We start from the raw sequence: 14,584 nt of genomic DNA, 5'->3' as shown, positions 1-14,584 counted from the left end.
CGCTCCTGCGGGTCGCCTGCGGGCGGGCCCGCGCGACCCGGAGGCCGCCGCGCCGGTGGCGGACGCCTTTGCGCTGCCGGACGGGGCTCAGCCCTCCCGCGTGTAGGTCAGCGGAGGCTTGTCGCTGCCGGTCAGCCGCCGCTCCAGCCGGCCGTCCGGCAGCAGGGTCAGCACGCTCCAGGGGCCGGGGCCGCAGGTGGTCGGGTCGCCCGAGGTGACGGTCGAGGCGTCCAGCTCGACCGGCGGACCGGCCGAGCGCAGGGTGGCCGTCCAGGTGCAGGTGTACGCCGGGTCCGTCTTGACCAGCGTCATCACCTGCTCGCCCACCGCGCCCGCGCGCAGCGTGAGGCGCCAGGTGCGCAGGTCGCTGGTCCAGGTGCCGAGGTAGCCGGCCGGGATGCCGGTGCCGGCGGTCGGGCCGGGCGCGGTGGCCGACGGCGGGGGGCTCGCGGTACGGCCCCGGTCGGGCGTGCCGGAGGCGGTGGCCGGTCGCGGGCCGGTGCCCTTCAGGTCGTCGCGGTCGTGGTCGCCGTGCCAGCCGTTCATGAAGGCGAACACCGTGCCGCCGGCCAGCGCCGCGACCACCAGCGCCACCGCCACCAGGAACGCGGTCGACCCGCCGCGGGGGCGCTCCGCGGGCACCGGCGGCGGAGGCGGACAGGCCACCCCGAAGCCGCCGCCCGGCCCGAACCCCCCGCCCGTTCCGAAGCCACCGCCCGTTCCGTACCCGCCGCCCGGCCCCTGGCCGCCGCCCGTTCCGGAGCCGCCGTCCGGCCCGTACCCCGGGACGGTCCGCGCCCCGTACGCGGCGGGCCCCGCGGGCGCGGCACCCGGTCCGGCCGGCTGCCCGTAACCGGCCGGCTGCCCGTAGCCGCCCGGCGGGGTTCCGGGGCCGCCCGGGGGGCCGCCGTACGGGCCGTGCGGGGGCCCGTACCCGTACCCGTCCGCGGCGGGCGGGGGCTGCCCCACCCGGGTCGTCGGCCCCGGAGGCGGCCCCGGGGGCGGCTCCGCCCGGGCCGGGCCCGCGTCCTCCCGGTCCAGCAACTCCACCGCGTGCCGCCCCAGCTGGGCCACCAGCGCGGCCGGCAGCCACGGCTCCAGCGCCCGGCCGTCGGCGACCGTGTCCCCGGCACCCACCCGGGCCAGCACGTCGGACGGCGTCGGCCGGGCGCCCGGATCCTTGCGCAGGCAGTCGCGGACCAGCGGCCGCAGCGACTCCGGCACCCCGGTCAGGTCCGGCTCGGCCTCCGCGATCCGCAGCAGCAGCGCGGCCACCCCGCCCGCGCCCTCCGCCTCCCCGAACGGGAGCCGCCCGGAAGCCGCGTAGGCCAGCAGCGAACCCAGGCAGAACACGTCGCACGCCGCCGTCACGGCCTCGCCCCGCACCTGCTCGGGGGCCATGAAGCCGGGGGAGCCGACCAGTTCACCGGTCCGCGTCTGGCCCGGATCGCCGGCCAGCGCCCGCGCGATGCCGAAGTCGATCACCCGTGGCCCGTCCAGCGTGACCAGCACGTTCGACGGCTTGAGGTCGCGGTGCACCATCCCGGCCGCGTGGATGTCCTGGAGCGCGTACGCCAGCCCGGCCGCCAGGATCCGCACCGAGCGCTCGGGCAGCGGCCCGAACTGCCGGGCCACGACGGCACTCAGGCTGGGCCCGGCCACGTACCCGGTGGCCAGCCAGGGCACCGGCGCCTCGGTGTCCGCGTCCAGGACGGGCGCGGTCCACTCGCCGCCCACCCGCCGCGCGGCGGCCACCTCCTGCCGGAACCGGGCCCGGAACTCGGCGCGTTCGGCCAGCTCGGGCCGTACGAGCTTGACCGCCACCGTCCGCCCGCGCTCTGACCGGGCGAGGTAGACCTGGCCCATCCCGCCCGCGCCCAGCCGCGCCAACAGGCGGTAGCCGCCGATCCGTTGCGGATCCCCGAATGCCAGCTGCTCCATGGCCGCGCGGCCCCTCTCCCCGGGTTCCGGCCGGCCGGGCGCTCGTCCCGTCCCGGCCCGTCCCGCCGTCGCGTCTTCCGCGGTCGTCCCTCTCCGCCTCACGAGACGCCGCGGCCGTGGGGTTCAGTTTCAGCCCTCGGTGCCCTCTTCGGCACCCGTTCTGAGGGTGTCCATCACGCGCGCCAGCCGCTCCAGCACCCGCACGGTCTCGGCGAACTCCTCCGGCCCCAGCTCGGCGGCCAGCCGGTGGGCGAGGTCCGCGTGCCCGGGACCGATGCGGGCCACCGCGGCCCGGCCCTCCTCGGTGGGCCGCACCAGCTTGGCCCGCCGGTGGGCCGGGTTGGCCGCGTACTCGGCCAGCCCCTGCGCCACCAGCAGGTCGGCCACCCGCTGCACGCTCTGCCGGGTGATCCCCATGACCCGGGCGATCCCCGCCACCGGCAGCGGCTCGCGCAGCACCGCGCCGAGCACCTGCCAGCGGGCCGCGGTCAGCCCGGCCGGGCCGGCCAGTTCCTCCGAGACCGCGAGGAACTGGCCGTTGAGCCGGAACACCCCGAGTGCCGTGCGGCTCAGCAGTTCCTGCTCGGCCCGCGTGCCCGCCGCGTGCGCGTCAGGCATCCCCGCGCTCCGCTGCCGCCGCCAGGACGCCGTACGCCTCCGGGTCCGAGTCGTGGAACAGCCGGTACCAGGCGTCGAGCACCTCACCCCGGTACACGCCCAGCCGCGCGAACACCTCGCGGGCGAAGGCCACCGGCTCCGTCGGACCGGCGGTGATCAGGTCGCCGCCGGTGACCGCGTCGGCCTCGACGTACCGCCCGCCGCCCGCGTACCCCGTGGCGGCCAGGTAGAAGGACGCGGCGCTGGTGTGCGGCCGGTCGTCCAGCAGTCCCTCCCGGGCGAGCCCGGCCGTCGCCCCGCAGATGGCGGCCACCGGCACGCCCGCGTCCAGGAAGCGCCGGGCCGCGGCGGCGAAGGGGGCCAGCGCGTCGCCCTCGTCCCAGAGTCCGGCGCCGGTCAGGACCAGCAGCGAGGAGTCCTCGGGGCCCAGCTCGTCCAGCGACATGTCGGGCTGGATCCGGACCCCGCCCATGGTGGTGACGGGCTTGCCCGCGTCCAGGGCCACGGTGCGGATCTCGTACCCGCTCCGGGCGAGGTGGGCGGTGGTGTGCCCGGTCTCCCAGTCCGCGTACGTGTCGTACACGGCGAGGTGGACGGGCTTGCGGCGGGTCGTGCTCAGGTCGGTCGCGCTCATGGTCGTCGCCTCCCGGATCGGCTGCCGTTCTTCGATGACAGAAGACTGTCATAACGACAGCATGCTGTCAACGAAATCCGTCGCGGCAGACACACTGCCGAGGCACCCCCCTCCCCGGCTTACAGGACGCCGATACCGGGTCCCACCAGCGGACTCGTAGCGTGCCCGGTATGACCCCTCAGCCCGATCCGCAGGCGGGAGCCGCCGTCAAGGCCGCAGACCGCGCGCACGTGTTCCACTCCTGGTCCGCCCAGGCCCTGATCGACCCGCTCGCCGTCGCGGGTGCCGAGGGGTCCTGGTTCTGGGACTACGACGGGAACCGCTACCTCGACTTCTCCTCCCAGCTGGTCAACACCAACATCGGCCACCAGCACCCGAAGGTCGTCGCGGCCATCCAGGAGCAGGCCGCGAAGATGTGCACCCTCGCGCCCGGCTTCGCCGTCGAGTCCCGCTCCGAGGCCGCACGCCTCATCGCCGAGCGGACCCCCGGCGACCTCGACAAGATCTTCTTCACCAACGGCGGCGCCGAGGCCGTCGAGAACGCGGTCCGGATGGCCCGGCTGCACACCGGCCGCCAGAAGGTGCTGAGCACCTACCGCTCGTACCACGGCGCCACCGCCGCGGCGATCAACCTCACCGGCGACCCGCGCCGCTGGCCCTCCGACACGGCCTCCTCGGGCGTCGTGCACTTCTGGGGGCCGTTCCTCTACCGCTCGCCGTTCCACGCGGAGACCGAGGAGCAGGAGTGCGAGCGGGCGCTGCGCCACCTCGAGGACACCATCGCCTTCGAGGGCCCGGCCACCATCGCCGCGATCATCCTGGAGACCGTCCCGGGCACCGCCGGGATCATGGTCCCGCCGGCCGGCTACCTCGCGGGCGTCCGCGAGATCTGCGACCGGTACGGGATCGTCTTCGTCCTGGACGAGGTCATGGCCGGCTTCGGCCGCACCGGCAAGTGGTTCGCCGCCGAGCACTTCGGCGTCGTCCCGGACCTGCTGACCTTCGCCAAGGGCGTCAACTCCGGCTACGTGCCGCTCGGCGGCGTCGCGATCTCCCCGGCCATCGCCGAGACCTTCGCCACCCGCCCGTACCCCGGCGGTCTGACGTACTCCGGCCACCCGCTGGCCTGCGCCGCGGCCGTGGCGACGATCAACACCATGGAGGAGGAGGGCATCGTCGAGCACGCCGCCCACCTCTCCGAGAACGTCATCGGCCCGGAGCTGGCCGCCATCGCCGAGCGCCACCCGTCGGTGGGCGAGGTGCGCGGCCTCGGCACCTTCTGGGCCGTGGAGCTCGTCAAGGACAGGACCACCCGCGAGCCGCTGGTCCCGTACAACGCGGGCGGTGCCGACAACGCGCCCATGGCCGAGTTCGCGGCGGCGTGCAAGAAGTCCGGCCTGTGGCCCTTCGTGAACATGAACCGGACCCACGTCGTCCCCGCCTGCAACATCAGCGAGGCGGAGGCCAAGGAGGGCCTCGCCCTGCTCGACGAGGCGCTGACGGTCGCCGACCGGCACACCACCTCGGGCTGAATGTCCTGATTCTCACGAAAATCGACCGGCCCGACGCTCCGCTGCCTGGCCTAAGGTGTCCGAAGCCCTACAAAGGAGACGGACCCCATGGCCGGCAGCGGAGCTGTCACCCGCAACACACTTCGCCAGCAGATCGCGGACGCGCTGCGTGACGAGGTGCTCGCGGGACGCCTGCCCCCCGGCACCGAGTTCACGGTCAAGCAGATCGCCGAGCAGTACGAGGTCTCCGCGACCCCGGTGCGCGAGGCGCTGGTCGACCTCTCGGCGCAGGGGCTGCTCGAATCGGTGCAGCACCGCGGCTTCCGGGTGCGCGTCTTCACCGTGGACGACTTCCGCGGCATGGTCGAGGCCCGCGCCCTGGTCGTCGACGGCGTCTTCCGCAGGCTCTGCGAGCGGGGCTCGGGCCCCGGCGCCGGCGAGGCGCTGGTCTCGGTGCGCCGCCGGGCCGACGAGGCCCGCCGCGCCGCCCTCAGCGGCTCCCTCGAAGTGCTGATCGGCTACGACCTGCGCTTCTGGCGGGAGCTGAGCGGGCTGATCGGCAACGCCTACATCTCCGACTTCCTGCACCGCATCCGCGTCCAGTGCTGGGTCTTCGCCGTCCCGCACCTGCTGCGCGACCCGAAGCTCCGCGAGGCGCTCTGGTGCCGCCACGGCGAACTCGTCGACGCGGTCACCCGCGGCGACGCCGAGGGCATGCGGGCGCTGGTGCGCGACTACAACGAGCAGGGGCTGGCCTGGGCCGAGGGCCTCGAAGCGGCGGCGGGCGCGTGACCGCCGCCACCGGCCCCGCCGGTCTCGACCGCGACGGCGACCGCGGGGCGCTCTGGCTGGGCACCGTCGAACTCAGCGTCGTCATCCCCGCGTACGACGAGGAGTGCCGCATCGGCCCCACGCTGGACGCCGTACGCGCCCACCTCGACGCCCACCTCGGCACGGCACCCGGCGCCTGGGAGCTGATCGTCGCCGACGACGGCTCCACCGACCGCACCGCGGAGATCGTGCTCGCCGCCGCGGCCGCCGAGCCGCGCATCCGGCTGGTGAGCTGCGAGCGCAACCGCGGCAAGGGCAACGCCCTGCGCCAGGGCGTCCTCGCCTCCAACGGCCGCCGCGTCCTGCTCACCGACGCCGACCTGGCCACCCCCATCGAGGAGCTCGGCCGCCTGGAGGAGGCGTACGCGCAGGAGGGCGCCGAAGCCGCCATCGGCTCGCGCGCCCACCCCGACTCCCGCATCGAGCACCACCAGAACCGGTTCCGCGAGCTGCTCGGCCGCGCCGGGAACCGGCTGATCCGCGCCGTGGCCGTGCCCGGCATCCGCGACACCCAGTGCGGCTTCAAGCTGCTGGACGGCGACCGGGCGCGGGCCGCCTTCGGCGCCTCCCGGCTGGACGGCTGGGGCATAGACGTCGAGATCCTGCAGTTCTTCCGCCGCCAGGGCTGGCCCGTCACGGAGGTCCCGGTGCGCTGGTCGCACCGCGAGGGCTCCAAGGTGAAGCCCGCCGACTACCTGAAGGTGCTCGGCGAACTGGCCCGGCTGAAGGCCGGCGCGCTGGCCGTCGCCGGCCTCTACCTGCTCGGCTCCCTGCTGCTCTACAAGGGCCTGTGGGCCGACCTGGGCACGAGCTACCTCGCGGACGCCGGGCAGGACCAGAACCAGTGGGAGTGGTTCTTCGCGGTCACCGCGGACAACGTCTCCCACCTGCGCAACCCGCTCTTCACCGACCTCCAGGGCATGCCCGACGGCGTCAACCTGATGGCCAACACGGTGATGCTCGGCCTGTCCGTGCCCCTCACGCCCGTCACGCTGGCCCTGGGGCCCGCCGTCACCTGGGCCCTGGTGCTGACCCTCGGCCTGACCGGCACCGCGGTGGCCTGGTACTGGCTGCTGCGCCGCTGGCTGGTGGAGAGCCGCTGGGCCGCCGCCGTGGGCGGAGCGCTGGCGGCCTTCGCGCCGCCGATGATCTCGCACGCCAACGCCCACCCCAACTTCTGCGTGCTGTTCATGATCCCGGTGATCATCGACCGCGCGCTGCGGCTGTGCACCGGGCGGAACGTGGTGCGGGACGGGGTGCTGCTCGGGCTGTTCTCGGCGTACCAGGTGTTCCTCGGGGAGGAACCGTTCCTCCTGGCGGCCGTGGGCATGCTGCTCTTCGCCCTCTCGTACGCCCTGGCCCACCGCGAGCGGGCCCGGGCGGTCTGGCGGCCGCTGCTGAAGGGGCTGGGCATCGGGGCGCTGGTCGCGGTGCCGCTGGTGGCCGTCCCGCTGTACTGGCAGTTCTTCGGCCCCCAGAGTTACACCTCGGTGCTGCACGGGGACGCCGCGGGCAACAGCCCCCGCGCCTTCGTCGAGTACGCCCAGCGCTCCCTGTTCGGGGACGAGGCGATGGCCGACAAGCTGGCCCTGAACCGCACCGAGCAGAACGCCTTCTACGGCTGGCCGCTGATCGCCCTCTGCGCCGGCGTGGCCGTCTGGCAGTGGCGCCGCCCGGCGGTGAAGGCCCTGGTGGCCACCGCCGTGGTCGCGGCCTGGCTCTCGCTGGGCCAGCGGATCCGCGTGCCGGGCACCGACATCGTCGTACCCGGCCCCTGGCGGGCGCTGGCCCACCAGCCGCTCTTCGAGTCCGTGATCGAGGGGCGCGTGGGCATGGTGTGCGCCCCGCCGCTCGCGGTCCTGGTCGCGCTGGCCCTGGACCGGATCAGGACGTTCCCGGTGCCCAAGCAGCGGGTGCTGGCCTTCATGGCGGTGGGTGCGGCGCTGCTGCCGATCGTGCCGACGCCGTTCCCCGTGCGGGACCGGGCCGAGGTGCCGGTGTTCATCACCGGCGGCGCCTGGGAGCGGTACCTGCCCGAGGGCCGCACGCTGGTGCCCGTCCCGGTGCCGGACCCGGCCGCGGCCGACGCGCTGCACTGGCAGGTGGAGGCCGGCCTGGGCTTCCGGATGCCCGGCGGGTACTTCAACGGACCCTGGGGCCCGGAGCGGATGGGCATCTACGGCGCCACCCCGCGCTGGACCTCCAACCTGCTCTCCGACATCCGGTACGGCAAGGAGCCGCCGGAGATCGACCAGGGCTGGAAGGACCAGGCCCGGCGGGACCTGCGCTGGTGGAAGGCCGGCCTGCTGGTGCTGCCCGTCGAGCAGGAGCGTGCGGGCGTGCTGCGGGAGACGGTCGCGAAGATGCTGGGCAGGCAGCCGGAGCGGGTGCAGGACGTCTGGATCTGGCGGGGTCCGTTCCGGTGACCGTACCGGTCTGTGCAGGGCCCTTCGCGCAGGGTGCCGGGCGGACTACGCTGTGGCGACCGGAGGACAACGATGGGAGCCCGTGTGGCCTGTGACCTGTGGCTGGTCCCCCTTGTCGACGTGCTGTGCCACAGCCCCGACAACCCCTTCGCGGAGGAGATCTCCGCGTACGACCGCGCGCTCGGCGAGGCCGGGCTGCCGTCCGTACCCGTGTTCGCCTACATGCCGGGCCTCTCCGGTGACGTCGCCCCGGTCGCGGGCTTCGACTACGACGCCCTGCACTTCCTGCGCCGGGCCTACCTGCTGCACATCTGCGGGCTGCCGGTGACGCCGGTGGACGAGCTGGGCGGCGACTACGAGCAGCTGCTGGAGATGTTCGAGTCCACGGCGCAGCAGTCCCACCTGGTCTGGCACTACGACCACGCGGGCGCGTACGTGCCGGTGGACTTCCCGGTGCCGCTGGCCAACGAGGAGCTGCTGGGCGGGGGCGGACCGCTGGGCTCCGCGCAGGGGCTGCTGCGGGAGCTGCAGTTCGTGGCGCCGGTCATCGGCATCGACCCGGCCAACCCGCCGGCCCCTCCGGCCCCGCCCGGCCGTCCGACGTCCCTGGAAGAGCCCGCGGGCCCGATCCCGTACGACGAGAGCCCCTTCGCCCGCGAACGGCACGTGTGGCTGGGCCTGCACGCGGCCGCCACCCGAAGCCTGGGCCAAGGCTCCATGATCATCTTCAGCTGACGACCCCTGGCGCGGGCCCGCCGCGCGCGCCACTGTGCGGGGTGCGATCCGTTGCCGGGGGCGCGGGCCCCATACGGGTCCCGTGCCGGGTGCGGTCCGTTGCCGGGTGCCGGTCCCGTGCCGGTGCCGGTCCCGTGCTGGGTGCTGGTCCCGTGCCGGGTGCGGCGCCGTGCGGGGTCCGGACCGTTGCCGCTGCGCGGAGCCGGTTCCCCACCCCGCCCCTTCCCGAAACTGGGGGCGCTGCCCCCAGACCCCCGCGCCTCAAACGCCGGCGAGGCTGGCAGCAGCCCCGGGGCATATCCAGCCCCTCCGGCGTTTGAGGAGCGGGGGTGCGGGGGCGGAGCCCCCGAAGGGGTCCGGGCGCAGCCCTGGGGGCACCTCCCAGCGGTAGCTGGGGGAGGAACGGAGGAAGGGCGGGTAGGGGACCTGGCCCCGCAGGGCAACGCACCCGCACCCGGCAAAGGCCCGCGCCCGGTACGGCACCCGCACCCGGAACGGGCCCGGCACGGCACCCGCACCCGGAACGGGCCCGGCACGGCACCCGCACCCGCAGGGGTCAGGTCCGGCCCGACCCGCAGGGCCGGCAAGGGCCCGACCCCCAGGGCCGGCACGGGCCCGACCCGCAGGGCCGGGAAGGGCCCGGACCCGCGGGGGCGGCACGGCGCTCGGCCCGCACGGGCCGGTTCGGCGGCGGGGTGGTCAGCGCGGCTGCTCCGGCGGCCGCTGACGCGGCATGTTCGGCCGCGTACCCGGCGGCAACGGAAACCGCGCCGGCACCGCACCCGCCTCCGACCGCGCCGCCCCCGACCCCAGCGACTGCGTCACCAGCGGGGCCGGCCCGGCCCGGAACTCCACCATCCAGTCGGCGGTCTCCGACCGCACCAGCTCCGTCACGTCCTCCGAGAACCGCCGCAGCACCGTCAGGCACCGCTCCGCCGCCTCGCTCGCCGTACCCTCGGTGGGCCCCAGGACCTCCCGCACGTTCTCCGAGGCCCAGTCGAACTGGAGGGTCGCCAGCCGCCGCTGCACCGCCTGCGCCGTGGCCACGTCCCGCATCCACCCCGAGGTCAGCCCGAAGAACCGGTCGCAGGCCAGCGCGGCCGCGGCCACCAGCAGGGAGAGGTAGCCCCAGGTCGAGGCACCGGGCAGGGAGCCGGTCAGTTCCAGCAGCGGCAGCGCGGCGCCGGTGACCGCGCCCACGGCGGCCACGCCCCGCATGGCCCGCGCCCCGCGGCGCTTCCAGGCGCGGTCCGAGAGGTACCACTCGGCCGTGCGCAGCGCGTCGGCCTCGACCCACCGGTAGAGCTCGTCCAGGCGCTCCGCGGGCTCTCCCCAGTCCCCGAGGGGGAACGGGCGGCCGGTCAGGTCGTGCGCCTTCGGGCCACCTTCCTCCCGCGGATCCCGGGGCGGCCCCTCGGGCTGCATTTCCGGCTGGCTCACCCGGCACTCCCTCTGCCTGCGCTGACGTGATGGTGGTGCGCGTGTGCGCAATGATGCGCTAGCCCTTCCTACCGCCGAACGGCGGGGTATGGACATCGAATCCCGGGATTTCCGCCCGCAAGGAGGTCTTGATCAGGTACGGGGGCGGCGGAACTCTCACCCGAAAGAGTTGGTCCTCTCGGCGTAGGGCGCGCCGCGCGGGGAGCACGTAGGCTCGGTTTGACCGCAAGAGACAGGAGCGTGTGACCGTGATTCCCGGTGGTGGGCAGCCCAACATGCAGCAGCTGCTTCAGCAGGCCCAGAAGATGCAGCGGGACCTCGCCGCGGCCCAGGAGGCCCTCGCGGCCACCGAGGTCGAGGGGCAGGCCGGCGGCGGCCTGGTCAGGGCCACGGTGACCGGCTCGGGCGAGCTGCGCGCGCTGGTGATCGACCCGAAGGCGGTCGACCCGGAGGACACCGAGACCCTCGCCGACCTGGTGGTCGCGGCGGTCCAGGCGGCGAACGAGAACGCCCAGGCGCTCCAGCAGGAGAAGCTCGGCCCGCTGGCCCAGGGCCTCGGCGGCGGTTCGGGCATCCCGGGTCTGCCCTTCTGACCCGGCCCGGCACTACCGTACGAACCCGAGGCCCGGCGACCCCACGAAGCCGGGCGACAGCAGAGAGAGTAGGCAGAGTCCGTTGTACGAAGGCGTGGTCCAGGACCTGATCGACGAACTGGGCAGGCTGCCCGGCGTCGGGCCCAAGAGCGCCCAGCGGATCGCCTTCCACGTCCTGCAGGCGGAGCCGGCGGACGTGCGGCGGCTCGCCCACGCGCTGCTGGAGGTCAAGGAGAAGGTCCGCTTCTGCGCGGTGTGCGGGAACGTCGCGCAGGAGGAGCTGTGCGGCATCTGCCGCGACCCGCGCCGCGACCCCGCGGTGATCTGCGTGGTCGAGGAGCCCAAGGACGTCGTCGCGATCGAGCGGACCCGCGAGTTCCGGGGCAAGTACCACGTGCTCGGCGGCGCGATCAGCCCGATCGAGGGCGTCGGCCCGGACGACCTGCGCATCCGGGAGCTGCTCGCGCGGCTCGCGGACGGTGCGGTCACCGAGCTGATCCTGGCCACCGACCCCAATCTGGAGGGAGAGGCCACCGCCACGTACCTCGCCCGGATGATCAAGCCCATGGGCCTGAAGGTCACCCGCCTGGCCAGCGGGCTCCCCGTCGGGGGAGATCTGGAGTACGCGGACGAGGTCACGCTCGGGCGGGCCTTTGAAGGAAGGCGACTACTCGATGTCTGACGCAACGCTGCACGCCGTGGGCCAGGATCCGGCCGACTTCGCCGTCCAGATCGCCGACTCGGTCGAGTCCTTCATCGTCGCGGTCACCGAGGTGGCCAAGGGCGAGGACCCGGACCGCGCGGTGCCCTTCCTGCTGCTGGAGGTCTCCCAGCTGCTGCTGGCCGGCGGGCGGCTGGGCGCCCACGAGGACGTCCTGCCGGACGAGCGGTACGAGCCGGACCTCGGGCCCGAGCAGGACGTGGACGAGCTGCGCGAGCGGTTCGCGCTGATGCTGGACCCGGTGGACGTGTACTCGGAGGTCTTCGACCCGTACGAGCCGCGCAAGGCGCCCGTCGCGCACCGCATCTCGGACGACGTGGCGGACATCGTCAGCGACCTGCGCCACGGGCTGGCCCACTACCGCGCCGGCCGGGTGACCGAGGCGCTGTGGTGGTGGCAGTTCTCGTACTTCACCAACTGGGGCCCGACCGCGTCGGCGGCCCTGCGGGCCCTCCAGTCCGTGGTCGCGCACGTCCGGCTCGACCAGCCGCTCCAGGAACTGGACGGGCTGGACACGGACGAGGACCTGGCCGAGGACGACCTGGCGGAGCAGGCGGGCCGGGTGATGGCCGAGGAGCTCGGCGGATCGCTCGGACTGCCCGGCCGCTGATTCCCGGCGCGGGCTTGGCGAACATCACATCTCATGATGTGACACACGCCGATCGGAATCCGGTCGCTCGATAGACTGGCCCGGACCGTCAGTGGCGGTCGGACCGCAGTAATGGACTGAGCGAGGAGCGCACGTGGGCCTTGTCGTGCAGAAGTACGGAGGCTCCTCCGTAGCCGATGCCGAGGGCATCAAGCGCGTCGCCAAGCGGATCGTCGATGCCAAGAAGAACGGCCACCAGGTGGTCGTCGTGGTGTCTGCGATGGGCGACACGACGGACGAGCTGATCGAACTCGCCGAGCAGGTATCTCCGATGCCTACCGGGCGTGAATTCGACATGCTGCTGACCGCCGGAGAGCGGATCTCCATGGCCCTGCTGGCCATGGCGATCAAAAACCTGGGCCACGAGGCCCAGTCGTTCACCGGCAGCCAGGCAGGCGTGATCACCGACTCGGTCCACAACAAAGCGCGCATCATCGATGTCACGCCGGGCCGGATCCGCACCGCGCTGGACGAGGGCAACATCGCCATCGTCGCCGGTTTCCAGGGCGTCTCGGCGGACAGCAAGGACATCACCACCCTGGGCCGCGGCGGCTCGGACACGACCGCCGTCGCGCTCGCCGCGGCGCTCGACGCCGAGGTCTGCGAGATCTACACCGACGTCGACGGCGTCTTCACCGCGGACCCCCGCGTCGTGAAGAAGGCCCGGAAGATCGACTGGATCTCCTCCGAGGACATGCTGGAGCTCGCCGCCTCCGGCTCCAAGGTGCTGCTGCACCGCTGCGTGGAATACGCGCGCCGTTACAACATCCCGATCCACGTCCGCTCGTCCTTCTCCGGACTGCGCGGCACCTGGGTCAGCAACGAGCCTCAAGGGGACGAGCAGGTGGAGCACGCCATCATCTCCGGAGTCGCCCACGACGTCTCCGAAGCCAAGGTCACGGTCGTCGGCGTCCCGGACAAGCCGGGCGAGGCCGCGGCCATCTTCCAGGCCATCGCGGACGCCGAGATCAACATCGACATGATCGTGCAGAACGTGTCGGCGGCGTCCACCGGCCTGACGGACATCTCCTTCACCCTCCCGAAGAGCGAGGGCTCCAAGGCCATCGAGGCCCTGGAGAAGGCGAAGTCCGCGATCGGCTTCGAGTCCCTGCGCTACGACGACCAGATCGGCAAGATCTCCCTGGTCGGCGCGGGCATGAAGACCAACCCGGGCGTCACCGCCGCCTTCTTCAAGGCGCTGTCCGACGCCGGCGTGAACATCGAGCTGATCTCGACCTCCGAGATCCGCATCTCCGTCGTCACCCGCCAGGACGACGTCAACGAGGCCGTCCGCGCGGTGCACACCGCCTTCGGGCTCGACTCCGACAGCGACGAGGCCGTCGTCTACGGAGGCACCGGACGATGACCGGCGCCCGGTCCGCCCCGACGCTCGCCGTCGTCGGGGCGACCGGAGCGGTCGGTTCGGTCCTGCTCCAGATCCTGTCCCAGCGTGCGGACGTCTGGGGCGGCATCCGCCTGATCGCCTCCTCCCGCTCGGCGGGGAAGCCCCTGGCCGTGCGCGGCGAGGAGGACGAGGTGCTCGCGCTGACCGAGGACGCCTTCGACGGCGTCGGTCCGCGCGACGTGGTGGTCTTCCTGACCCCGGACGAGGTCTCCGCCCGCTGGGCGCCCGTCGTCACCGCGCGCGGCGCGGTGGTGGTCGACTCCTCCGGGGCCTTCCGCGCGGACCCCGAGGTCCCGCTGGTGGTGCCCGAACTCAACGCCGCGGCCGCGCGCCTGAGGCCCCGCGGGATCGTCGCCGGGCCCGGCAGCGCCACCCTGGCGCTCACCACGGCCGTGGGTGCGCTGCACGCCGAGTTCGGCCTGACCGGGCTCACCGTCTCCTCGTACGAGGCCGTGAGCGCGTCCGGCAGGGCCGGAGCGGAGACGCTGCGGCGCCAGTTGTCGCTGGTGGCCGGTACGGAGCTGGGCGAGCAGTCCGGGGACGTACGCCGGGCCGTGGGCGAGGCCCTCGGGCCCTTCCCCGCGCCGGTGGCCCTGAACGTCGTCCCCTGGGCCGGCGAGGACGCGGGCGGGGGCTGGTCCTCGGCCGAGCTGGCCCTGCGGGCCGAGACGCGCAAGGTGCTCGGGCTGGACGCGCTGCCGGTGTCGGTCACCCGGGTCCGGGTGCCGGTCGTGACCGGGCACTCGTTGTCCGTACGCGCCTCCTTCGAGGACGAGGTCACCGCGGCCCGGGCGCACGAGATCCTCGCCACAGCTCCGGGTGTGGTGCTCGCCGACGATCCCGGAATGGCGGAATTCCCGACTCCGGTCGATGCGGCCGGAACGGACCCCACCTGGGTGGGGCGGGTGCGCAGATCCCTTGACGATCCAAGGGCGTTGGAATTCTTCGTTTCCATGGACAATTTGCGCAAGGGCGCCGCACTCAACACCGCGCAGATCGCGGAACTGGTCGCCGCCGAATTCGCGTCCGCCTGAAGGGACGGCCTGGCCGAGCCCGCATCACACATCCCTTTGTAGGATC

General features: G+C 73.8%; 13 protein-coding genes. 9 read left to right on the top strand and 4 right to left on the bottom strand.

Annotated elements, in window-relative coordinates:
* Positions 1-87: 87 nt before the first annotated feature.
* From ACIQUR_RS16055 to ACIQUR_RS16045, 3 genes are all read right to left on the bottom strand, one after another.
* A complete protein-coding gene (locus ACIQUR_RS16055; RefSeq protein ID WP_403664355.1) occupies positions 88-1,941 on the bottom strand; it encodes a serine/threonine-protein kinase in 1,854 nt (617 codons plus the stop codon).
* A 129-nt stretch (positions 1,942-2,070) separates the two neighbouring features.
* The gene (locus ACIQUR_RS16050; protein WP_403664352.1) at positions 2,071-2,559 is read right to left on the bottom strand and encodes a MarR family winged helix-turn-helix transcriptional regulator; all 489 of its coding nucleotides are present in this window, start codon (positions 2,557-2,559) and stop codon (positions 2,071-2,073) included.
* Positions 2,552-3,193: a DJ-1/PfpI family protein gene (locus ACIQUR_RS16045; protein WP_403664349.1), complete on the bottom strand. Its 642-nt coding sequence runs from the start codon at positions 3,191-3,193 to the stop codon at positions 2,552-2,554. Before ACIQUR_RS16045 ends, ACIQUR_RS16050 begins: the two co-directional genes overlap by 8 nt.
* A gap of 170 nt (positions 3,194-3,363) precedes the next feature.
* Here ACIQUR_RS16045 and ACIQUR_RS16040 point away from each other — a divergent pair, with 170 nt between their 5' ends.
* The 4 genes from ACIQUR_RS16040 to ACIQUR_RS16025 all read left to right on the top strand — a co-directional run bounded on the left by ACIQUR_RS16040 (position 3,364) and on the right by ACIQUR_RS16025 (position 8,696).
* Entirely contained in the window at positions 3,364-4,725 is a 1,362-nt protein-coding gene (locus ACIQUR_RS16040; protein WP_403664346.1) for an aspartate aminotransferase family protein, read from the top strand.
* An 87-nt stretch (positions 4,726-4,812) separates the two neighbouring features.
* Positions 4,813-5,496 carry a GntR family transcriptional regulator gene (locus ACIQUR_RS16035; protein ID WP_403664343.1) on the top strand — a complete coding sequence of 228 codons (684 nt, stop codon included), beginning with the start codon at positions 4,813-4,815 and terminating at the stop codon, positions 5,494-5,496.
* A gap of 56 nt (positions 5,497-5,552) precedes the next feature.
* Entirely contained in the window at positions 5,553-7,961 is a 2,409-nt protein-coding gene (locus ACIQUR_RS16030; protein ID WP_403664872.1) for a dolichyl-phosphate beta-glucosyltransferase, read from the top strand.
* A gap of 84 nt (positions 7,962-8,045) precedes the next feature.
* Positions 8,046-8,696: a hypothetical protein gene (locus ACIQUR_RS16025; protein ID WP_399947268.1), complete on the top strand. Its 651-nt coding sequence runs from the start codon at positions 8,046-8,048 to the stop codon at positions 8,694-8,696.
* A gap of 699 nt (positions 8,697-9,395) precedes the next feature.
* On the opposite strand, the gene ACIQUR_RS16020 is transcribed toward ACIQUR_RS16025, so the two are convergent.
* Positions 9,396-10,136 (bottom strand): SLATT domain-containing protein, encoded by a 741-nt coding sequence (locus tag ACIQUR_RS16020; RefSeq protein WP_403664340.1) that lies wholly within the window; start codon positions 10,134-10,136, stop codon positions 9,396-9,398.
* Between the two features lie 248 nt (positions 10,137-10,384).
* Here ACIQUR_RS16020 and ACIQUR_RS16015 point away from each other — a divergent pair, with 248 nt between their 5' ends.
* The 5 genes from ACIQUR_RS16015 (at position 10,385) to ACIQUR_RS15995 (ending at position 14,538) form a co-directional block, all read left to right on the top strand.
* Positions 10,385-10,729, top strand: coding sequence for a YbaB/EbfC family nucleoid-associated protein (locus tag ACIQUR_RS16015; RefSeq protein WP_399947267.1), 345 nt, complete (start codon positions 10,385-10,387; stop codon positions 10,727-10,729).
* An 82-nt stretch (positions 10,730-10,811) separates the two neighbouring features.
* Positions 10,812-11,411, top strand: a complete 600-nt coding sequence (recR, locus tag ACIQUR_RS16010) for a recombination mediator RecR (protein WP_399947039.1) — start codon at positions 10,812-10,814, stop codon at positions 11,409-11,411.
* A complete protein-coding gene (locus tag ACIQUR_RS16005) occupies positions 11,404-12,060 on the top strand; it encodes a DUF5063 domain-containing protein (RefSeq protein WP_403664337.1) in 657 nt (218 codons plus the stop codon). Before recR ends, ACIQUR_RS16005 begins: the two co-directional genes overlap by 8 nt.
* A 133-nt stretch (positions 12,061-12,193) precedes the next feature.
* Entirely contained in the window at positions 12,194-13,465 is a 1,272-nt protein-coding gene (locus ACIQUR_RS16000) for an aspartate kinase (protein ID WP_403664334.1), read from the top strand.
* Positions 13,462-14,538 (top strand): aspartate-semialdehyde dehydrogenase, encoded by a 1,077-nt coding sequence (locus ACIQUR_RS15995; protein ID WP_403664331.1) that lies wholly within the window; start codon positions 13,462-13,464, stop codon positions 14,536-14,538. Before ACIQUR_RS16000 ends, ACIQUR_RS15995 begins: the two co-directional genes overlap by 4 nt.
* The last annotated feature ends 46 nt before the right edge of the window (positions 14,539-14,584 follow it).

Source organism: Streptomyces sp. NPDC101132 (assembly GCF_044759225.1).
GTDB lineage: Bacteria > Actinomycetota > Actinomycetes > Streptomycetales > Streptomycetaceae > Streptomyces.
Note: the sequence above shows the minus strand (reverse complement) of the source record. Positions and strands in the feature narration are given on the sequence as shown.

Bases quoted from the DNA above. Each gene is read 5' to 3' on its own strand.
- ACIQUR_RS16055 (WP_403664355.1), bottom strand. From the start codon at position 1,941: ATGGAGCAGCTGGCATTCGGGGATCCGCAACGGATCGGCGGCTACCGC.
- ACIQUR_RS16050 (WP_403664352.1), bottom strand. From the start codon at position 2,559: ATGCCTGACGCGCACGCGGCGGGCACGCGGGCCGAGCAGGAACTGCTG.
- ACIQUR_RS16045 (WP_403664349.1), bottom strand. From the start codon at position 3,193: ATGAGCGCGACCGACCTGAGCACGACCCGCCGCAAGCCCGTCCACCTC.
- ACIQUR_RS16040 (WP_403664346.1), top strand. From the start codon at position 3,364: ATGACCCCTCAGCCCGATCCGCAGGCGGGAGCCGCCGTCAAGGCCGCA.
- ACIQUR_RS16035 (WP_403664343.1), top strand. From the start codon at position 4,813: ATGGCCGGCAGCGGAGCTGTCACCCGCAACACACTTCGCCAGCAGATC.
- ACIQUR_RS16005 (WP_403664337.1), top strand. From the start codon at position 11,404: ATGTCTGACGCAACGCTGCACGCCGTGGGCCAGGATCCGGCCGACTTC.
- ACIQUR_RS15995 (WP_403664331.1), top strand. From the start codon at position 13,462: ATGACCGGCGCCCGGTCCGCCCCGACGCTCGCCGTCGTCGGGGCGACC.